The organism is Novosphingobium sp., from assembly GCF_039595395.1.
GTDB lineage: Bacteria > Pseudomonadota > Alphaproteobacteria > Sphingomonadales > Sphingomonadaceae > Novosphingobium.
On record NZ_JBCNLP010000001.1, the window covers coordinates 3810042 to 3831199 of the forward strand.

Genomic DNA, 21158 nt, shown 5'->3' on the forward strand with positions numbered 1-21158 from the left:
CGCGATAGAAAATCTTTTATTCCTACTAAATTTATAGAGAATAAAAATCAGGCTCTCGACAATCCCACATGCCCAACGGATGGAAGCGCTGTTGGCTCCCGTGGAAACACTTTGATAAGCGGCGCTCCACCGCAGATGGCGCACGCATGCCGGCAGGCCGCCGGCATCGCCGTGATGCGGCAAGAAGGCCCGAAAAGCAGAAGGCCCGGCGGGCTCGATCGTTCAGATCAGCGCGCCGGGCCTTCTTGTGCCGGAAGGGGGATTATTCCCACTCGATCGTGCCGGGCGGCTTGCTGGTGTAGTCGTAGACCACGCGGTTGATGCCCTTCACCTCATTGATGATGCGGGTCGCCACGCGGCTGAGGAAAGCGGCGTCGAAGGGATAGATGTCCGCCGTCATGCCATCGGTGCTGGTCACGGCGCGCAGGGCGCAGACATTGTCATAGGTGCGGCCATCGCCCATCACGCCGACCGTCTTGACGGGCAGCAGCACGGCGAAGGCCTGCCAGATCGCGTCATAGAGGCCAGCGTTGCGGATTTCCTCAAGGTACACCGCATCGGCCTTGCGCAGGATGTCGCAGCGCTCGCGGGTCACCTCGCCGGGGATGCGGATCGCCAGACCCGGTCCGGGGAACGGATGGCGGCCCACGAAGATCTCGGGCAGGCCCAGCTCGCGGCCCAGCACGCGCACTTCATCCTTGAAGAGTTCGCGCAGCGGCTCGACCAGCTTCATGTTCATGCGCTCGGGCAGGCCGCCGACATTGTGGTGGCTCTTGATCGTCACGCTCGGTCCGCCGGTGAAGCTGACGCTCTCGATCACATCGGGGTACAGCGTGCCCTGAGCGAGAAAGTCGGCGCCGCCGATCTTCTTGGCCTCGGCCTCGAAGACGTCGATGAAGGTCTTGCCGATGAACTTGCGCTTGGCCTCGGGGTCGGTGACGCCGGCCAGACCGCTCATGAACAGCGTCGCGGCATCGACATGGACCAGCGGAATGTTGAAGTGGCCGCGGAACAGGCTGACGACCTGCTCGGCCTCGCCCTGACGCAGGATGCCGCCATCGACGAAGACGCAGGTGAGCTGATCGCCCACCGCTTCGTGGATCAGCAGCGCGGCCACCGCCGAATCGACGCCACCCGAAAGCCCGCAGATCACGCGCGAGGAGCCGACCTGCTCGCGGATCTCGGCGATCTTGGTCTTGCGGAATTCGGCCATGGTCCAGTCGCCCGAGAGGCCGCAGACATGGCGCACGAAGTTCTTCAGCAGCTTGGCGCCGTCGGGCGTATGCACCACCTCGGGGTGGAACTGCATGGCGTAGATGCGCTTCTCGTCATTGGCGATGACGGCGAAGGGTGCGCCGGGCGAAGCGGCCACCGGGCGGAAGCCGGGGGCCAGCTTGGTCACCTTGTCGCCATGGCTCATCCAGACCTGATGGCTCTCGCCGACATTCCAGAGGCCGTTGAACAGCGCGCAACTGTCGTTGATCTCGATAAAGGCGCGGCCGAACTCGCCGGCGTCGCCCAGCACCACTTCGCCGCCCATCTGATGCATCAGCGACTGCTGGCCATAGCAGATGCCCAGAATCGGCAGGCCGCTCTCCAGAATGGCGTCCGGAATGGCCGGGCCACCTTCCAGCACCGAGGCCGGGCTGCCCGACAGGATGATGCCCTTGGGGGCCATCCGCTCAAAAGCGGCCTGTGCGGCGGTGAAGGGGGCGATCTCGGAATAGACACCGGCTTCGCGCACGCGGCGGGCGATAAGCTGGGTCACCTGGCTGCCGAAATCGACGATGAGAATCGAGTCGGAGTGGTCCGGGGCGGAGGCGGTGGAGATGGGGTGCTCGCTCATGGCCACCCGTTAGTCGCGAGGGGACAATATGTCCAGATCGCGGGGGCGTGTCGGGCGCGGCGGGGCGATTTTTGCTGCACCGCACCCAAATTGCGCCATTTACCCCATTGAGTTGCAAAAAACGCAAGAAATATTGTTGCGTTCGCACGTGATCCGCCGACGAAACGGTGTATAGGCACGTCCAACGGAGACTTCGCACTTGCACAATTCAAGAGCGACCTCCTGTTATCAAAGGAGAAACGCCATGATCGCACGTAACCTGGTCGCCCTTGCCCTCGCGCTCGGCACCAGCGGTCTGATGTTCGCCGCCACGCTCGCCTAACCAGCCGCGATGCGGCGGCCACTCAGCCGCCTGACCCAAGAGCCGCCCGCCGCAAGGCAGGGCGGCTCTTCGCTTATGTAGACCTCACTCGCCGGTTTTTGTTGTCGCATCGTTTTCGCGAAAAACGGTTCCCACTTTTTCGCACGATGCTTCAGCGATTCGCGTAATCCTTGACCAGATCGCTCAGGAAATCGCGCCCGATATAGACCGAGGCGACAGAGCGCCGCTCATTGAGCCCATGCACCCCATTGCCATCGGGGTCGCCAAATCCGCCCGGCGGGCCGTAGGAGGGAATCCCCACCGCTTCCAGAAAGATGCCGTCGGTCGCGCCGGTCGACATGGTGGGCACCAGCGGCACGCCGGGGAAGTAGAGCGCGCTCAGCCGCTCCACCGGCCCCAGGATCTGCGGAGTAAGCGGCGGCGCCTTGGCGACGGGCCCGCGCATCTTCTCCATGGTGATGGTCAGGCGCGGATCGCCCATCACCTCCTTCAGCTTCTCCTGCACCGATTCGACGCTGACACCCGGAAAGACGCGGCAGTTGATGTTGGCGGTGGCCTTCTGCGGCAGCGCATTGTTGGCATGGCCGCCCTCGACCAGCGTGGCGACGCAGGTGGTGCGCAGCATCGAATGGAACGAGCGGTCGGTGTTGAGCACTTTCTCCGCCGCCTGAGACTCGGCACTGCCGATCGGCGCGCTGGCGATGGTGCGCATCGCCGCACCCATGGCGTCGGTCCGGCTGGCGCCCAGCTTGCCGAAATAGGCCTTGGTGGTGTCGCTCAGCATCAGCGGAAATTCGTAATCCCGCACCTTGAGCACCGCATCGGCGATCTCGTAAATCGCATTGTCGCGGATAGGAATCGAGGAATGCCCACCCGGATTGGTCGCGGCGATCTGGTAGTTGATGGCGAATTTCTCGCCGACATGCAGCGATTGCTGGATGACATTGCCATGGCCATCGGTGCGCCCGCCGCCGCCTTCGTTAAGGGCAAATTCGGCGTCGATCAGATCGCGCTTGTTGTTGGCCAGCCAGTTGGCGCCATTGAAGGCCCAGCTCGTTTCCTCGCCGCAGGTCAGCGCCAGCTTTACCGTGCGCTTGGGCGTGTAACCGGCCTTCTTCCAGCGCGAGAGCAGATCGATCCAGGTGGCATCCATCGCCTTCATGTCCGAGGTGCCCCGGCCATAGAAATAGCCACCTTCCTCGATCAGCGTGTAGGGATCGCGGATCCAGTCCTCGCGCTTGGCGACCACCACATCGAGATGGCCCAGCAGCAGGATCGGCTTCAAGGTTTTGGAACTGCCCGGCAGCACCGCGACCAGCCCGCCTTCCTTGGGATGATCGGGGACGGCGAAGCGGGTGATCTGGGCGTCCCCGAAACCGGCGGCGCGCAGATGGGCTTCCACCTTGTCGGCCAGCAGGGTGCAGCTTCCGGTGGTGATCGAGCTGTCGGTTTCGACCAGCTCCTTGTAGAGCGCGCGGAACGCGACCTGATCCGGACGCGTGCCCTTGCCGATCTCCACCGCCTGAGCGGACAAACCATTGCCCGCAGGCGCCGCCTGCGCCGTCCCTGACAGCACCGCCCCCAAAGCCACCGCGCCTGTCAAAACCTGCCGCAACCGCTTCATATCAGTCCCCCTGTGACCGGCGCTTCGCCATTTTGCGCCAATTTGTTGTGGATGGCCGATCACCCGCGCGCGCGATAGTGGCAAAACGCCTTTCCCCCGCCCGTCACAACGCCTATCAGGCGATGATGAGCAGCGATACCGAGAACACCCCGCCCGTCCCGAATGCCAACGCTTACGGCGCGGATTCCATCAAGGTCCTCAAGGGACTGGACGCGGTGAGAAAGCGCCCCGGCATGTACATCGGTGATACCGATGACGGTTCGGGCCTGCATCACATGGTGTTCGAAGTCTCCGACAATGCCATCGACGAAGCGCTGGCCGGCCACTGCGATCTGGTGCTGATCGAGCTGAACGCCGATGGCTCGGTGTCGGTCGAGGACAATGGCCGCGGCATCCCCACCGGCATCCATGCCGAGGAAGGCGTTTCGGCGGCAGAGGTCATCATGACCCAGCTCCACGCGGGCGGCAAATTCGAGAACACCAGCGACGACAATGCCTATAAGGTCTCGGGCGGTCTGCATGGCGTGGGCGTCTCGGTGGTGAACGCCCTGTCGGAATGGCTGGAGCTGACCATCTGGCGCGACGGCCAGGAACACTGGATGAAATTCGCCAATGGCGATGCCGTCAGCCCTCTGAAGGTCACCGGCGACGCCCCGATTGCCGAGCGCGGCGCCCGCAAGGGCCAGCCCAAGAAAGGCACCCGCGTCACCTTCCTGGCCAGCGACGAAACCTTCAAGAACGTGCTGACCTATGATTTCGACAAGCTGGAGCATCGCTATCGCGAGCTGGCGTTCCTGAACAGCGGCGTGCGCATCCTGCTGCGCGACCTGCGCGGCGAGGAGGTCAAGGAGCATGACCTCTATTACGAGGGCGGCATCGGCGCCTTCGTGCGCTTCCTCGACCGCAACAAGCAGGCGCTGATCCCCGACCCCATCGCCATCCATTCCGAGCGCGACGGCATCGGCATCGATGTCGCGCTGGAGTGGAACGACAGCTATTACGAAAACGTCCTCTGCTTCACCAACAACATCCCCCAGCGCGATGGCGGCACGCATCTGGCTGCCTTCCGCGCCGCGCTGACGCGTACCCTGAACGGTTACGCCGAGCGTTCGGGCCTGCTGAAGAAGGAAAAGGTCTCGCTCTCGGGCGAGGATATGCGTGAGGGCCTGACCGCCATCGTCTCGGTCAAGCTGCCCGATCCCAAGTTCTCCTCGCAAACCAAGGACAAGCTGGTCTCCTCGGAAGTCCGCCAGCCCTTGGAAAGCCTGATGGCCGACAAGATGAGCGAATGGCTGGAGGAAAACCCCGCCCACGCCAAGACCGTGATCCAGAAGGTGATCGATGCCGCCGCCGCCCGCGAAGCCGCCAAGCGCGCCCGTGAACTCACGCGCCGCAAGGGCGTGATGGACATCGCCTCCCTCCCCGGCAAGCTGGCCGATTGCCAGGAGCGCGATCCCAGCAAATGCGAACTCTTCCTGGTCGAGGGTGACTCGGCAGGTGGCTCGGCCAAGCAGGGCCGCGATCGCCATTATCAGGCGATCCTGCCGCTGAAGGGCAAGATCCTGAACGTCGAGCGCGCGCGTTTCGACCGGATCATCAGCTCCAAGGAAGTCGGCACGCTGATCCAGGCGATGGGCACCGGCATCCGCGACGAGTTCAACCTCGAAAAGCTGCGCTACCACAAGATCGTCATCATGACCGACGCTGACGTCGACGGCGCGCATATCCGCACCCTGCTGCTGACCTTCTTCCACCGCCAGATGCCCGACATCATCCGCGCCGGGCACCTCTTCATCGCCCAGCCGCCGCTTTACAAGGTCGCCAAGGGCCGCAGCGAGGTCTACCTCAAGGACAATGCCGCGCTCGACCGCTATCTGGTCGAGGCTGGCCTTGCCGGTCGCGTTCTGGAAGCCGCCGGCGGCGCGCGCAGCGGCCCCGATCTGGAAAGTCTGGTCGAGCACGCCATCCGCCTGCGCAACCTGATGGCCTTCGTGCCCCGCCGCCTCAACCCCTCGGTGATCGAGGCGCTGGCTCTTTCGGGCGCGCTGGAGCACGGCCTGACCGTCGAGGAACGCACAGAAGCCTTGGGCAAGGCCTCGGGCTGGCTCAACATGAGCGACCCCGAAGCCCGCTGGTCCGCCACGCTGACCGAGGACGGCCATGTCGAGGTCAACCGCCTGTGGCGCGGCGTCACCGACTACCACAAGATCGACGCCGCCTTCCTGATCAGCGCCGAGGCCCGCAAGCTGGCCAAGCTGGCCGCCGAACAGGCCGAGGCCTATGCCAGCCCCGCCCGTCTGGTGCGCTCTACCGCCGTGGCCGAGCCGGAGCCCGAAGCCACCGACGCCGATGGGGAGGACACCCCCGCCGCCGCCTCGCGCCCGGTCGCGGGTGAGGATACGATCAGCCGCCCCAGCCAGCTTCTCGAGGCGGTGCTGGCGGTGGGCCGCAAGGGCCTGTCGATCCAGCGCTACAAGGGCCTTGGCGAGATGAACGCCGAGCAGCTCTGGGAAACCACGCTGGACCCGAACAACCGCGCCCTGCTGCAGGTGAAGGTCGAGGACGCCGACGTCACCGACGAAATCTTCACCCGCCTGATGGGCGATGTGGTGGAACCGCGCCGCGACTTCATTCAGGAAAACGCGCTGAATGTGGCGAATCTGGACGTTTGAGTTCGGGTAAGGGGTTTAAGGAAGAGAATGCGAGGGTGTTACACCCTCGCGCTCCCGTTTTGTGTCAGCGTTGCGCTTCGGGTTCGGCCATGGAGCAACGTCGCCGCGCCGCATGCAGTTTTCGCCAGCGCAGCCTATCGTTCCTATGACTCAATTGCCTGCGGCGCCTTAGTTTGCGCAGGTGGAGAGCCTGGGCGCAACGATGCGGCACCACTGCCTAATCGTCGGAAGACGTCCTGGGAGCGCGAGGGGGTAACCCCCTCGCATCTTCCCCTTCCCTTCCACCCCTTTGGGGTGCAATTTACACCGCCCATCCTATATGGTCCCGAGACAAGGAAAGAGACCGAGATGAGCGAAGACAGCAAGCCCCAGCACCCCGATTACACCTCGGTGGAGGCCTATGTCGGCGGCGCGGCAGAACCGCATATGAAGGCCACCGTGGCGAACATTCCCTGGGATCAGCCCGCCACGATGATCGATCTGGAAGGGCGTACCCCGATCATCGGCGTGATCCGCGAGTGCGCGCTGCATTTCTCGCTCTACAAGCCGCATGCGCGGGAGCAGGCGCGCATTCTGCTGACCGTTCCGGTGCATCGCGAGGGCCGCAAGACCCGTACATGGATTCTGGAGCCCGGCGAGATCGCCGCTCTGGCACAAAGGCTGGCCGAGGAGGGCTAAACCCCTCGTCTGCCATATTGCGGAAACGCGGGCAGGCTTCAGAGTGGCGCGATGATTCGTCTTTCTGTCAACCTCGCCCTCTCGGTTGCCCTTGCGGCAGTGTCTCCCGCTTCCGCCCGGACCGCCCCTGCGGCAGGCGCACACCCCAGTGCCGCCCATGCCGGCGCGGCTGCGGTTCTGGGCGCGCATGCACGCCCCGCGCCCAAGCGCAAACTGGCCCCGGTCGAAATCGGCATTGCGGCCTTCAACGATTTCCACGGCGCTCTGGTCAATCCGCATCAGGCGGTGCTGGTGCCCAATGGCAGCGGCAAGACCGGGCCCGAAGGCCAGTTCCAGCTTCCGGCGGGCGGCGCGGCGTGGTTCGCCAGCGCAGTGGACAGCGTGCGGGGCAAATATCCCAATCATGTCACCGTGTCGGCGGGCGATCTGATCTCGGGCAGCCCGATCACCTCCTCGCTGTTCCTCGACGAGCCCACGGTGGGCGTGATGAACCGGCTCGGGCTCGACTTCAACGCGGTGGGCAATCACGAGTTCGACCGGGGCCGCAAGGAGCTGCTGCGCATGGCCCATGGCGGCTGCGAGCAGTACACCACCCGCAAGCCCTGCGCGCTCGAGCCCTACAAGACCCCGGCCTTCCCCTTTCTGGCGGCCAACACCATCACGCAGGACGGCACGCCGCTGCTGCCCCCCACCGGCACCAAATTCTTCGGCCAGGGCAAGCGGCGGGTCGGCATCGGCTTTATCGGCATGACCCTGCGCGGTACCGGCGACATTTCCCCGCCCGCAGGCGTCAAAGGCCTGCACTGGGCCGATGAGGCCGAGACCGCCAATGCGCTGGCGCCCAAACTGCGGGCGCAAGGCGTGGATGTGGTCGCGCTGCTGCTGCATCAGGGCGGGCGGGTGCGCAACGATCCGGCCGATCCCAATGGCTGCGAGGGGCTCTATGGCGACATCGGCGAGATTCTCGACCGGCTCGATCCCTCCATCGATCTGGTGATCTCGGGCCATACGCATTGGGCCTATGTCTGCGATTATGTCGGCAAGAAACCCAACCGCGATGGAACGCCGCATCACTTTCTGCTGACCAGCGCGGGCCTGTGGGGCGAGGAAGTCACCGACATCCGCCTGCTGGTCGATCCCGCGCGGCACCGCTTGATCTCGGCCAGGGCGCATAATGTGGTGGTGCAGTCGGCGCCCTATCAGGGATCGAAGGGTCTGGTGAGCGGCAGTGACGCCTTCCCGCGCTTCGCCCCGCGCGCCGATATTGCCGCCTATGTGCAGCGCTACGTCGATGCCGCCGCGCAATATTCGTCGCGCAAGGCGGGCTTTATCGCTCAGGCGGCGGTGAAGAACGACGGCAACCATGGCGGGCCGCTGGCCAATCTGATCGCCGATGCGCAACTGGCCGCCACGAAGGATGCGGGCGCCCAGATCTCCTTCATGAACCCCTTTGGCGTGCGCGCCTCGCTGATCCCGGCGCCGGACCAGAGCCTGACCTTCGGCCAGATCTATGCCGTCCAGCCCTTTGGCAACACGCTGATGACCCTGACCATGAGCGGCGCCCAGATCAAGGCGATGCTGGAGGAAGGCTTCGATGCCACCGGGGCCGAGCAGGCGCTCTCTCCCTCGGAAGGTTTTGCCTACAGCTATGACCGCTCGCAGCCCATCGGCAGCCGGATCGTCAGCATGAGTTTCGAGGGCAAACCGCTGGATATGAGCGCCAGATACCGCGTGACGGTGGCCGATTTCCTCGCCAATGGCGGCGACACCTTCTTCACCTTCACCAAGGGCACCAACCGCACCACCGGCCCGCTCGATCTGGCCGCGCTGGAAGCATGGCTGGCGCAAAATCCGCCACGCGCCCTGCCCGAGGACAATCGCGACAAGGATCTGCGGCCCGATCTGAGCCCGGCGCTGGCCCCGGGCACCAGCCGCACCCCGCCGCCGGGGATGCATTATTGAGGGAAGACAGGCGCCGGCTTAGAAACCGGCGCCCAGCGGCCAATCCTTCCCGGCCAGCCCCAGCACCTTGAACAAGGTGCCCATCTGCTCGGGAGCCACCAGCCGTTCGAGCGCACCGGCGACCTCTCCCGCTCGCGGGGGCGAGGCCTTGGCCAGTGCTCCGGCCCTTTGCGCGATGCCCAGAGCGCCAAGAAACGCCCCCTGCCCCACCGGCCCGGCCACCCGAGCGCCAGCCGCCTGCGCCGCTTCGATGGCGGCGGAAAAATCGACCAGCGTGGTCAGATCCGCCTCGCCCGGCGTGGCGAAGGGATTAGCGGCGGCGTGGCCCTTCAAAGCCTGAAGCGTCGAACCGGTCTGCGGCGCGGTGTAGCCATAATCGACCACCAGCCCCGCCCCGCCCTGCGCCGCCAGCAGCCGCGAGACCTCCCCCATCACCGCGCTGGCGGCGGGGGAGACCTCGACGATGGTCTGCGCCTCGGCCTCGCGGAAAGCCTCGGGCACGGCCAGATCCAGCGGCATGGTGCCCGCCATCGGCACAAAGCGGTCATCCTGCAGGCCCACCATCCGCTCGCGCCAGCCTTGCGGCGTCTTCACGATCTGACGCACCGGCAGCGCATCGAGAAACTCATTGGCGACGATCAGCAGCGGCCTGTCCTCGGGCAGGCTGCCCAGATCGTCATGCCACTGCGCGCCCGGCTCGGCGCGGGCCTGAGCCTCGCGCATGGTGGGCGAGGTCTCGACGAAATGGACGCTGCCCGCCCAGCCGAAACGCCGCAGCACCCGCAAGGCATCGCGGGCCAGAGTGCCCCGCCCCGGCCCCAGCTCGACATAGGCCGCATCCACCGTGCTCCCGGCGCGCGACCACACATCGGCCAGCCACACGCCGATCATCTCGCCGAACATCTGGCTGATTTCGGGCGCGGTGGTGAAATCGCCATCCGCGCCCAGCGGATCGCGGCTGCCGTAATAATGGGCATTGGCCTGCCCCATCCACAGCGTCAGGCTGACCGGCCCCTGCAAGGCGATCAGCCGTGTCAGGCTTTGCTCCAGCGTCATGTCGGCAGGCATCAGACGTGCTTCATCAGGCGACCGCGGGCGCGCCCACCGCCGAACCCACGGCCGGGCGACGCAGCGCGCGCACCACCAGCACCAGACCCAGCACGATCATCGGCACACAGAGCCACTGCCCCATCGACATGCCGGTGGCATGGGCGAAATCCTCAAGCTGGCGGTCCGGCTCGCGGAAATATTCGACGCAGAAGCGCGCCACGCCATAGCCGCCCACAAAGATGCCGCTCAACAGGCCGGGGCGCCAGCGCGCGCCGCTCTTCCAGAACAGCGGGATCAGGATCAAAGCCAACACCAGACCTTCCAGCGCCGCCTCGTAAAGCTGGCTGGGGTGGCGCGGCAGCGGGCCGCCATCGGGGAAGACCATCGCCCAGGCCACATCCGGCGTGGTGACACGGCCCCACAGCTCGCCATTGATGAAGTTGGCACAGCGCCCGAAGAACAGGCCGATCGGGGCGCATGGGGCGATGTAATCCCCCACCCGCAGGAAGCTCAGGCCATTGGCCCGGCACACCCAGGCAATCGCCACGATCACCCCGGCAAGCCCGCCATGGAAGCTCATGCCGCCGTCCCACAGACGCACGAACAGCGTGGGGCTGGTCAGCATCGCATGGTCATAGAACAGCGCATAGCCGCTGCGCCCGCCCAGAATGATGCCGATGGTACACCAGAAGAACAGATCATCGGCATGGCGCTGGCCCAGCGGGGCGCCCGCCGTCTTGATCTCGCGCGTCAGATGCCAATAGCCGAAGAGGATGCCCGCCAGATAGGCCAGCGAGTAATAGCGCAGCGTAAAGCCGAAATGGGTGGTCAGCGGCCCCAGTTCGATGCCGCGCTTCAGATGCAGGTCGACCCATTGCAAGGGCTGATGGACGGCGCTGCCGGCGGCTGTTGCGGCGTCGAGAACAAGATCGAGCGTCATGGAAATCGGAAAATCCGCCTCTGCTGGGGCAAGCGCCTGGAGTATGATTGGCGGACCAACCCGCCACGCCGCGCCTTTTGGCATAGAGAAAGGCGCGATGATAGGTGGTTCCGCGCCGGAGTCGTTTGAACATTCGGCGAAAGCCGAATGTTACGGCACCAGCCCTCTCCCCCGCCCGGCCACCCACAGGATACGACCGATGGGTGGCCGGGCGGGGGAGAGGGCTGGTGCCGCTCGGGCAATGTGCGCAGGCACGTTGCCCAAACCTCACTCACCGCTTCTTCACGCGATGGCGCTATGCTGGCCCCTCGCAACAGGATAAGAGCCGCGTCATGAACGACCTGCGCATCCCCAACCAGCGTGCCGTGATCGACCGACGGGCGCTAACCGCCACCATCGCCGCCGAGGTGGCCGCCAAGCCGCCCACCGGCCAGCGGATGAAGGTGGTCGAAGCGCTGCGCGCCGCGCTGGCCCATGGCCGTGAGGAAATCGCCCGCCGCCTGGAAGAACGCCCGGCAGCCGGTCATGATGCGGCGGCGGCTCAGGCCTTTCTGGTCGACCAACTGCTGCGCGTCATCCACGATCACGTCATCAACGATGTCTACCCCTCCGGGCACCGCTCCAGCGGCGAGCGGCTGACGATCATGGCCGTGGGCGGCTATGGGCGCGGCGAGATGGCGCCGCATTCCGATGTCGACATCGCCTTCCTCACCCCCTCCAAGCAGACCCACTGGTGCGAGCAGGTGATCGAGGCGATGCTCTATTTCCTGTGGGATCTGGGGCTGAAGGTCGGCCATTCCAGCCGCAGCCTCGACGATATGGTCCGCATGGCCAAATCGGACATCACCATCTGCACCGCCCTGCTGGAAGGCCGCTATGTCTGGGGCGATCAGGAATTGTTCGATGAGGCGCGCCGCCGCTTCTTCGCCGAGGTCGTCGCGGGCACCGAACGCCAGTTCGTCACCGAAAAGCTGATCGAACGCAACGAGCGCCACAAAAGACTGGGCGATTCGCGCTATGTGGTTGAGCCCAATGTGAAAGAGGGCAAGGGCGGCCTGCGCGACCTGCACACGCTCTACTGGATCGGCAAATACATCCACAAGGTGCGCTCTGTGGCGGAACTGGTCGATGTCGGCCTGCTGACGCCCAAGGAATACCGCGATTTCCGCCGCGCCGAGAACTTCTTCTGGGCCGTGCGCTGCCACCTGCACCAGCTCACCAACCGCGCTGAAGACCGCCTGACCTTCGACCTGCAGCGCGCCGTGGCCGAGCGCATGAATTTCGCCGACCGCCCCGGCAAAAGCGCGGTCGAGCGCTTCATGCAGTACTTCTTCCTGCAGGCCAAACAGGTCGGCAGCCTGACCGGCGTCTTCCTCGCCCAGCTTGAGGAGCAGAGCGCCAAGAAGCAGCGCAAGGGCCTGTTGGCCACCTTTCGCGGGCGGACCAAGACGATCAAGGGCTTCAAGGTCGCCTCCAGCCGGATTGCCGCGCCCGACGACACCTGGTTTGCGGCCGACCCTGTCCGCATGCTGGAAATCTTCGCCATCGCCGACGAGCAGGGTCTGGAAATCCACCCCGAGACCATGCGCCTGCTCACCCGCGACTGCCGGATGATCGACGCCGCGGTGCGCAAGGACCCCAGGGCCAACGAACTGTTCCTCGGCGTGCTGACCAGCCCGCGCGACCCCGAAACCGTGCTGCGCTGGATGAACGAGGCGGGCGTCTTCGGCCGCTTCGTGCCCGAATTCGGGCGCGTCAACGCCCAGATGCAGTTCGACATGTACCACCACTATACGGTGGACGAGCACACCATCCGCGCCATCGGCCTGCTCGCCCGCATCGAAAAGGGCGAGCTGAAACAAGATCATCCCCTCGCCACGACGCTGATCGGCAAGGTGCATTCGCGCCGTGCCACCTTCTGCGCCGTGCTGATGCATGACATCGCCAAGGGCCGCGGCGGCGACCATTCCATCCTGGGCGCCGAGATCGCCAAGCGCCTCTGCCCCCGCTTCGGCCTGAGCGAGGATGAAACCGCGCTGGTCAGTTGGCTGGTGCGCCAGCATCTGATCATGAGCGCCACCGCCTTCAAGCGCGATCTGGCCGACTGGAAGACCATCACCGATTTCGTCTCGGTGGTGCAATCGCTGGAACGCCTGCGCCAGCTCGCCCTGCTGACCATCGTCGACATCCGCGCCGTCGGCCCCGGCGTGTGGAACAGCTGGAAGCGCCAGTTGCTGGCCGAACTCTACAATGCGGCGGAGGAACGCCTGCGCCTCGGCCATGTCCAGAGCCACCGCGCCGAGCGCATCGAGGCCAAGAAACAGGCCGTCGCCGCCCGCATGGGCGACAATGGCGCCATGGTCGAGCGCGTCGGCAAGCTGATGGCCGACGCCTACTGGATCGCCGAGGGCGAGGACGTGATCGCGCTCAACCTCGCGCAGCTCGATCAGTCGGCGGGCGAACAGCTCTCCATCACCACCACCTATGATGCCGCGCGCGGCGCCACGCTGGTGATGGTGATCGCCGCCGACCACCCCGGCCTGTTCTACCGCATCGCCGGCGGCATCCACCTGGCGGGCGGCAACATCATCGACGCCCGCATCCACACCGCCAAGAACGGCACCGCCGTCGACAACTTCCTGGTGCAGGACCCGCTGGGCCGCCCCTTCTCCGAGGAAGGGCAATTCGCGCGGTTGAAGACCACGATTGGCGACGCTCTGGCCAACCGCGTGCCGCTGGTGCCGCAACTGGCTGCCCGCCCCCTCGCCCGGCCCCGCGCGGAGGCCTTCGAGGTCCGCCCGCGCGTGGAGTTCGACAATGATGCGTCGAACCGCTTCACCGTGGTGGAAATCTCCGCCCGCGACCGGCCCGCGCTGCTGAACCGGCTGGCGCGCGCTTTGTTCGAGGCGCGGCTGATCGTGCATTCCGCCCATATCGCCACCTATGGCGAGCGGGCCATCGATACGTTCTATGTGACCGATCTGTTCGCCGGGAAGATCGATACCGCCAGCCGGTTGAAGTCGGTCGAGAAGCGGTTGCTGGAAGCAGCAAGCGAGGATGTGCCGGAAGTAGCATAAAAGGGAAGATGCGAGGGGGTTACCCCCTCGCGCTCCCAGAAATGTCTACCTTGTGACCAGTCCTATCGGTTCGGCACGGATTCATGGCGCCGCAGGCAGGAACGATGGCTGGCGCTATGGTGCCGGTTTGATGGCCTGCGGCGCGGCAAACTTAGTGCTTTGGCCGAACCCGAAGCGCAACGCAGACAGTAAAGGGAGCGCGAGGGCGATGGCCCTCGCATTTCTCTTTTAAACCTTCAAACGCTCCACCACCTGATCTTTCCCGATCAACGGCAGCAGAGCCCTCATATCCGGCCCATGCTCCATGCCCGTAATGGCCTGACGCAGCGGCAGAAACAGAGTCTTGCCCTTGCGCCCGGTGGCCTCCTTCAGAGCGCCCGTCAAAGCAGCCCAAGGCGCCTCGGCCCAATCCAGCCCGGCGGCCACCTCTGCGGCAGAGGCCAGAAAAGCGCGGGTTTCATCATCGAAGGCGGGCGAGGTGATGGGGCCTGTCACAATGGCCCACCAGTCGGCGGCCTCGGCTATGGTCGAGAGGTTCGGGCGGATGGCATCCCAGCCCGCCTCATCGATCCCGGCAGGCAGGCCGGCCGACACACGCTCAAACGGCAGGCGGTGGAGGATCGAGGCGTTCAGGCGCGCCAGTTCGGCCTCATCGAAGCGCGCGGGGGCGCGGCCAAAGCGCGACAGGTCGAAAGCGGCGATCAACTCCGCCAGCGACAGCGCCGGATCGACCGGATCGCTGGTGCCCAGACGGGCCAGCAGAGCGATCACGGCCTCGGGCTCGATGCCCTGCTCGCGCAATTCGCCGATGCCCAGCGAGCCGAGGCGCTTGGACAGCTTGCCCTCGGCGCCCGTCAGCAGCGCTTCATGGGCCAGAGCGGGCACGGGGGCGCCCATGGCCTCGAACATCTGCACCTGCACGGCGGAGTTGGTGACGTGATCCTCGCCACGCAGGATCTGCGTCACGCCCATATCCACATCGTCGATCACCGAGGGCAGCATATAGAGCCACGAGCCATCCGCGCGACGCACCACCGGATCGGACATCTGCGCCGGATCGAAGCGCTGGGGCCCGCGAATGCCGTCCACCCATTCGATGGGCGCGTCGCGGTCGAGCAGGAAGCGCCAGTGCGGGGTCTCGCCCGCTGCGGCCTTGGCGGCGTGATCGGCCTCGGTGAGGTGCAGCGCGGCGCGGTCATAAACAGGCGGCAGGCCCCGGCCCAGCAGCACCTTGCGCTTCAGCTCCAGCTCCTGCGCGCTTTCATAGGCGCGGTAGACGCGGCCACCCTCGACCAGCTTCTGGAACTCGCGCTCATACAGCGCCGAGCGGGCCGACTGGCGCTCCTCACCATCGTGGTTCAGGCCCAGCCATGCCAGCGTATCGCGGATGGCGTCGACATACTCTTCCTTGCTGCGGGCGGCGTCGGTGTCGTCGATGCGCAGCAGGAACCGCCCGCCCGACTTTTGCGCCAGCATCCAGTTGTGCAAAGCCGTGCGGATGTTGCCGATATGCAGCAGGCCAGTGGGCGACGGGGCGAAGCGGGTTACGGTGGTCATGTTGGGGGCTATAGGGACGGGAAGAAGGAAAGAGAAGATGCGAGGGCCATCGCCCTCGCGCTCCCTTTATTGTCGGCGTTGTGCACAGGGCTCGGCCTTACGCCCAGCTTGCAGCGCCGCAGGCAATCATTGGATCAGCGCAAACCTGCCACCACAGCGCCAGCCATCGTTCCTGCCTGCGGCGCCATGAACCCGTGCGAAACCGATAGTTTGTGCACAACGTAGACATTCCTGGGAGCGCGAGGGGGTAACCCCCTCGCATTTCCCTTTTCTAAACCTTATGCCGTCCGAAACGCCTGCGTAATCGGATAACGCCGATCCCGCCCGAAATTCCGCGTCCCCAGCTTCACGCCCGGAGGCGCCTGACGGCGCTTGTACTCGGCCAGATGGAGCAAACGCTCGATCCGCGACACTGTTTCGCGCTCGAAGCCTTCCTTCACCAGTTGGTCGACGCTCTTTTCGTGCTCGACCAGCCCGATCAGGATCGGGTCCAGCACATCGTAGGGCGGCAGCGAGTCCGAATCCTTCTGGTCCGGGCGCAGCTCGGCGCTTGGCGGTTTGCTGATGATGTTCTCCGGCATCACCGGGCCGCTCGGGCCCAGACCGATGCGCGGCTTGTTCTCGTTGCGCCATTTCGAGATGGCGAAGACGGTCAGCTTGTAGGCGTCCTTCAGCGGATTATAGCCGCCGTTCATATCGCCATAGAGCGTCGCGTAACCCACGCTCATCTCGCTCTTGTTGCCGGTTGTCACGACCATCGGGCCAAACTTGTTCGACAGGGCCATCAACGTCACGCCGCGGATACGGCTTTGCACGTTTTCTTCCGCCAGATCGGGGGCCTTGCCCGCGAAGGCCGGGCCCAGCATCTCGTCGAAGGCCTTCACGGCGGGGACGATGGGGATGGTGTCGTAACGCACGTTGAGCAGGCGGGCGCATTGCGTGGCGTCCACCAGGCTTTCGGTGCTGGTGTAGCGGCTGGGCAGCATCACGCACCACACCTTGTCGGCGCCCAGCGCATCCACCGCAATGGCGGCGCACAGGGCCGAATCGATGCCGCCCGACAGGCCCAACACCACGCCGGGGAAGCGGTTGCGCGTGACGTAATCGCGCAAGGCCAGCACCATGGCGGAGTAGATGCTCTCCTCCTGACCGACATGCTGGGCGATCTCGCCATGGTCGCAGCGCCAGCCCTTGGCGGTCTTGGTCCAACTGGTGAGAACTTCCTGCTCCTCCCAGTCGGTCATCTGCACGGCCAGACTACCGTCGCCATTGACGACGAAGCTGGCGCCGTCGAACACCAGCTCGTCCTGCCCGCCGACGCGGTTCAGATAGGCCAGCGGCACACCCGCCGCCACGGCGCGGCGCTTGGCGACGCCGTCGATACGCAGCGAATCCTTGTCGATCTCATAGGGGCTGCCGTTGACGCAGATGAAGATCTCCGCGCCGAAATCGGCCAGATGCTTGCAGACATTGGGGTGCCAGATGTCCTCGCAGATCGGCACGCCCAGCATGATGCCGCGGAAGATGATCGGCTCGGGCAGAGGGCCGGGCTGGAACAGGCGCATCTCGTCGAAGGTGCCGTAATTGGGCAGCTCATGCTTGAAGCGGATGGCCTGCACCTTGCCCTGATCGAGCAGGGCCACGCCATTGTGCAGCGCGCCATCCTGCACGAAGACGCTGCCCACCAGCATGGCCGGGCCCTTGGTGGCGGTGGCGGCGGCCAGCTTTTCCAGTTCGGCGGCGGCGCGCTCGATCAGGGCGGGCTTCAGGATCAGGTCTTCGGGCGGGTAGCCGATCAGCTGCAGCTCGGGGAAAACGATCAGGTCGGCCCCCTTGGCACCGGCGCGCTCACGCGCGGCCAGCATGGCGGCGGCATTGCCGGCCAGATCGCCAACGGACTGATTCAACTGGGCGAGCGTGATCTTGAGTGTGTCGGGCATGATGGTGCCTTGTGTAGGCAGGGATGCGGACAGGGGCAAGACGGAGCTGGGCAGAAGATCCCTCTCACACCCTCATTTCGCCTCCCGGAGACAAGGCGCGGTGCCCCGGCTACGTCGAGTGGCCCTTTGGCTGGCGACGACAATGGGTTAGCCTGCGCGCCATGCAAGCATGGGTGCCCTTCTATTCGGTGATCGCGACGGCGGCGGCGGCCTTGCTGGGGCTGCTGTTCGTGGCCGTCTCCGTCACCGCCCGCGAGGATTTCTCCCGCCCCCATTCCCCGACCCGCGCTCTGGCCGAGCAGGCCTTCCAGAACTATCTGGCCGTGCTGGTGATATCCTGCATCGCGCTGTTCCCGGATGACAACACCGCCGCCATCGGTGGGGCCTGCCTGGCGGTGGTCGGCTTCAAGTCGCTCTGGGCGCTTTGGCGGCTGGTGCAGACCGTGCGCCATGGCTCGGGCGAGATGCCGCTGTTCATCACCCTGCGCCGCCATGCCATCTCCATCGCGGGTTTCAGCCTGTTGGTGCTGGCGACATGGCGGATGGCCAGCGGGCATCGCGACAGCTTCCACACGCTGGCCTCGGGCCTGCTGATGCTGCTGGGGTCGTCGGCGACGGTGTCCTGGGACCTGCTGCATCATCTGCTGCGTCATCCCCGGAAAGAGGATGACAACAAGCAGGAAGGATGAAGGCGGGGGTATAACGCCCGCGCCCTCATCCTTTCGTGTTGACCGCAAGGTTCAAGGCAGATGCAGCGACTGGCGCAGGAAAGCGTCCGCCTGTGCCAGCATCTTGGTCCGGGCCGCCGAACTGGCCAGTTGATGATCGAGGCCAGGAAATTCGACCAGTTCCACCGACTTGCCGGCGCCGTTCAATTTGTCGCGCATGAAACGCGATTCCGCGATGCCCACATTGTGATCGATATCGCCATGGAACATCAGCACCGGCGCCTTGAACTTGCCGGCATTTTGCGCCGGGCTGCCCGCCTTGACATGCGGCCCCTGACCGATGCGGGTGTTTTCCATCTCATAATCGGTGAAATTGATGCGCTCCATGCGCAGCATCTCCAGATCGGTCACCGGGGCCACAGCCACGATGGCCTTGTAGAGATCCGGGTCCAGCACCGCCGATTGCAACGCCGCATAGCCACCATATGACCAGCCGACGATCGCCAGCTTGTCAGGCTTTGCAATGCCCTGCGTCACCAGCCAGCGCCCGGCATCGTTCACATCCCCGATGGCGGTGGGCCATGACTGGAAGCCATTCTTCTGGAACCAGGCCGCCCCGTAACCTGTCGACCCGCGAAATTCGGGCTGCAACACCGCATAACCCCGGTTGGCGAAGAATTGCGACAGCCAGTCGAAGCCCCACTCGTCACGCGATTCCGGCCCGCCATGAGGCATAACAATGGCGGGAAGGTTTTTGCCGTCGCTGCCGGGCGGCAGCGTAAGATAGCCCGGAATCATCGTGCCGTCGCGGGCAGGGAAGCGGACCGGCTTCATCTGCGACAGCGCCACGCCCGCCAGTTGCGGACGCAGCGGCAACAGCTCCGCCATTTGATGCGTCGCCTTGTCATACAGGTAAAGCATGCCCGGATTGACGTCGCTGGTCACCAGCATCACCAGTTTCTGCTCATTCTGCGTGGCATCGATGATGTTCACCGCCGACCCTGCGGGAAAGACCTTTGCCATGGCCTTGCTCAATTTGGCCAGTTCCGGGTCGGCATAATCGACCACCCGCTTTTCGGTGGCATAGCTCACGCCCACCACGCGCTGCTGGCGCCCCACGCGCACCAGATTGTCGACATCAACGCCCGGATGGCTGAGCAACAATTCGTTGGGCGCCCCTTCGGTCAGCGCGCGGCGATAGAGGGCGGTGTAGCCATCCTTCACGTCACGGCCATAGACCACGTCAAGATCGGGATCGACCGCCAGCGGCTCAAAACCATGACTGCCCCCCGCGCTGTAGGTGACCGTGCTCAATGGCAGCCATGCATGTCCGTCCTTCTTGCGGAAGAACCAGCTTATACGGTTGCCGTCATAGCCCGATTCCTCACGCGGCTGCACGCTCATCACCCGCACCATGCCGCGCCCGTCGGACAGGAAATCCGAGGCCGTTTCCTTGGGCGGCTCGACCGTGCGTGACTTGCCGCTCACGGTGTCGACCGCGATCACACCCAGACCGCCCCGCGTGGCATGGATGATCGTGCCGGTTTCCTCCTCGGGCATGAAACGGCGGGTCATCAGCACGCCATTGCCGCCGCCCGGCGCGGTCAGATCGATGATCTGGCCACCATCGTTGCTCATGCCCCTGGCGCGCATGCTTTCCTGCGGCGTGATCATGCGTGAGGCGCTGCCATCGGCATTGACCCCGATCACCCGCGTGTAGGTCATCAGGCCATTGGCATCCTTAACCAGATAGGTCAGCATGCAGGCCAGCCGCTGATCGGTCGACCACTGGCAATAGCGCAAGCGGTTATCGCCTCCGCTGGCGCCACGAATGGCGGTGACCTTGCCGCTGCCGTCAAGCTGGTGGACATGGATGTCCTCGCCCGAACCGTTGGGCACGACAACAGCCAGTTGCTTGCCGTCGGGCGCAATGCTGACCTCGCCCACCGCATCGCGCGCGCCAAAGCGGGCTGCCGCTTCCTGCGCGGACAGCGGAGCCTTGGCAGAACTGTCCGATTGCGCCGATACGGACGACACCACAAGAACCTGCGCCGACACCGCCAACGCCAGCAACGAACATCCCCCGATTTTAAACGACATCGATCCCCACACCCCTGTTCAGACAGGGTCGAGCCATATCGACCGCCCAACAAGGCGGCAAGAGAAGCCCTTATTTCAACTTGCTCATTGCGGTGGAAAGGCGGCGATTACCTTTGCTGGCACCGTCCCGCGAAAGCATGTCGGCCAGAAAACGATTGAACGAAGACCACAGGGCAAGGTGGCGGCCCTTCCCAAAACAAAACCGCCGGAGGTTTCCCCCCGGCGGCTTCGTTACATCAGCAATCCGAACGATGGATCAGCCGACGATTTCTTCGGGCGAGAAGAAGTAGGCGATCTCGACCGCGGCGTTCTCTTCGCTGTCCGAACCGTGGACCGAGTTGGCTTCGATCGATTCGGCCAGTTCCTTGCGGATGGTGCCGGCGTCAGCGTTGGCGGGGTTGGTGGCGCCCATGATGTCGCGGTTGCGCTTCACGGCATCTTCGCCTTCCAGCACCTGCACGACGACGGGGCCCGAGATCATGAACGACACCAGGTCGTTGAAGAAGGGACGCTCGGCGTGGACGGCGTAGAAGCCCTCGGCCTTTTCCTTGGTGAGCTGCAGGCGCTTGGACGCGACGACGCGCAGGCCGGCTTCTTCCAGCATCTTGGTGACGGCGCCGGTCAGGTTGCGGCGGGTGGCGTCGGGCTTGATGATCGAGAAGGTGCGGGTCACCGCCATGGGAAATTCCTTGCGAGGTTGGGCTGTAGAGCGGGCTCGAGAG

At 65.0% G+C, this 21158-nt stretch carries 13 protein-coding genes; 5 read left to right on the plus strand and 8 right to left on the minus strand.

Features of this window, described 5'->3' with window-relative positions:
* Positions 1 to 262 precede the first annotated feature (262 nt).
* Both guaA and ABDW49_RS17415 read right to left on the minus strand, forming a co-directional pair.
* Entirely contained in the window at positions 263 to 1846 is a 1584-nt protein-coding gene (guaA, locus tag ABDW49_RS17410) for a glutamine-hydrolyzing GMP synthase (protein ID WP_343613445.1), read from the minus strand.
* A gap of 473 nt (positions 1847 to 2319) precedes the next feature.
* Positions 2320 to 3792 (minus strand): M20/M25/M40 family metallo-hydrolase, encoded by a 1473-nt coding sequence (locus tag ABDW49_RS17415; protein ID WP_343613447.1) that lies wholly within the window; start codon positions 3790 to 3792, stop codon positions 2320 to 2322.
* A 125-nt stretch (positions 3793 to 3917) separates the two neighbouring features.
* On the opposite strand from ABDW49_RS17415, the gene gyrB reads away from it, so the two are divergent.
* From gyrB to ABDW49_RS17430, 3 genes are all read left to right on the plus strand, one after another.
* Positions 3918 to 6464: a DNA topoisomerase (ATP-hydrolyzing) subunit B gene (gene gyrB, locus ABDW49_RS17420; RefSeq protein ID WP_343614352.1), complete on the plus strand. Its 2547-nt coding sequence runs from the start codon at positions 3918 to 3920 to the stop codon at positions 6462 to 6464.
* A 426-nt stretch (positions 6465 to 6890) separates the two neighbouring features.
* Positions 6891 to 7142 carry a hypothetical protein gene (locus tag ABDW49_RS17425; protein ID WP_084455705.1) on the plus strand — a complete coding sequence of 84 codons (252 nt, stop codon included), beginning with the start codon at positions 6891 to 6893 and terminating at the stop codon, positions 7140 to 7142.
* A 51-nt stretch (positions 7143 to 7193) separates the two neighbouring features.
* A complete protein-coding gene (locus ABDW49_RS17430) occupies positions 7194 to 9104 on the plus strand; it encodes a bifunctional metallophosphatase/5'-nucleotidase (protein WP_343613449.1) in 1911 nt (636 codons plus the stop codon).
* An 18-nt stretch (positions 9105 to 9122) separates the two neighbouring features.
* Here ABDW49_RS17430 and ABDW49_RS17435 read toward each other — a convergent pair whose 3' ends face one another.
* Together ABDW49_RS17435 and lgt are read right to left on the minus strand one after the other, a co-directional pair.
* Complete coding sequence (locus ABDW49_RS17435) at positions 9123 to 10172, minus strand: SAM-dependent methyltransferase (protein ID WP_343613451.1); 1050 nt, start codon at positions 10170 to 10172, stop codon at positions 9123 to 9125.
* A gap of 13 nt (positions 10173 to 10185) precedes the next feature.
* Positions 10186 to 11094 (minus strand): prolipoprotein diacylglyceryl transferase, encoded by a 909-nt coding sequence (gene lgt / locus ABDW49_RS17440; protein WP_343613453.1) that lies wholly within the window; start codon positions 11092 to 11094, stop codon positions 10186 to 10188.
* Positions 11095 to 11426: 332 nt separating this feature from the next.
* On the opposite strand from lgt, the gene ABDW49_RS17445 reads away from it, so the two are divergent.
* Entirely contained in the window at positions 11427 to 14171 is a 2745-nt protein-coding gene (locus tag ABDW49_RS17445) for a [protein-PII] uridylyltransferase (protein ID WP_343613454.1), read from the plus strand.
* Between the two features lie 228 nt (positions 14172 to 14399).
* Here ABDW49_RS17445 and gltX read toward each other — a convergent pair whose 3' ends face one another.
* Together gltX and ABDW49_RS17455 are read right to left on the minus strand one after the other, a co-directional pair.
* Positions 14400 to 15728, minus strand: a complete 1329-nt coding sequence (gene gltX, locus ABDW49_RS17450) for a glutamate--tRNA ligase (RefSeq protein ID WP_343613456.1) — start codon at positions 15726 to 15728, stop codon at positions 14400 to 14402.
* 278 nt (positions 15729 to 16006) lie between these two features.
* Positions 16007 to 17668 (minus strand): NAD+ synthase, encoded by a 1662-nt coding sequence (locus tag ABDW49_RS17455; protein WP_343613458.1) that lies wholly within the window; start codon positions 17666 to 17668, stop codon positions 16007 to 16009.
* A 161-nt stretch (positions 17669 to 17829) separates the two neighbouring features.
* Here ABDW49_RS17455 and ABDW49_RS17460 point away from each other — a divergent pair, with 161 nt between their 5' ends.
* A complete protein-coding gene (locus tag ABDW49_RS17460; RefSeq protein WP_343613460.1) occupies positions 17830 to 18357 on the plus strand; it encodes a hypothetical protein in 528 nt (175 codons plus the stop codon).
* Positions 18358 to 18408: 51 nt separating this feature from the next.
* Here the strand turns inward: ABDW49_RS17460 and ABDW49_RS17465 are convergent, their stop codons facing one another.
* Together ABDW49_RS17465 and ndk are read right to left on the minus strand one after the other, a co-directional pair.
* Complete coding sequence (locus tag ABDW49_RS17465; RefSeq protein ID WP_343613462.1) at positions 18409 to 20436, minus strand: S9 family peptidase; 2028 nt, start codon at positions 20434 to 20436, stop codon at positions 18409 to 18411.
* A 256-nt stretch (positions 20437 to 20692) separates the two neighbouring features.
* On the minus strand, positions 20693 to 21115 hold the full coding sequence (gene ndk, locus ABDW49_RS17470; protein WP_343613464.1) for a nucleoside-diphosphate kinase: 423 nt from the start codon (positions 21113 to 21115) through the stop codon (positions 20693 to 20695).
* Between the last annotated feature and the right edge of the window lie 43 nt (positions 21116 to 21158).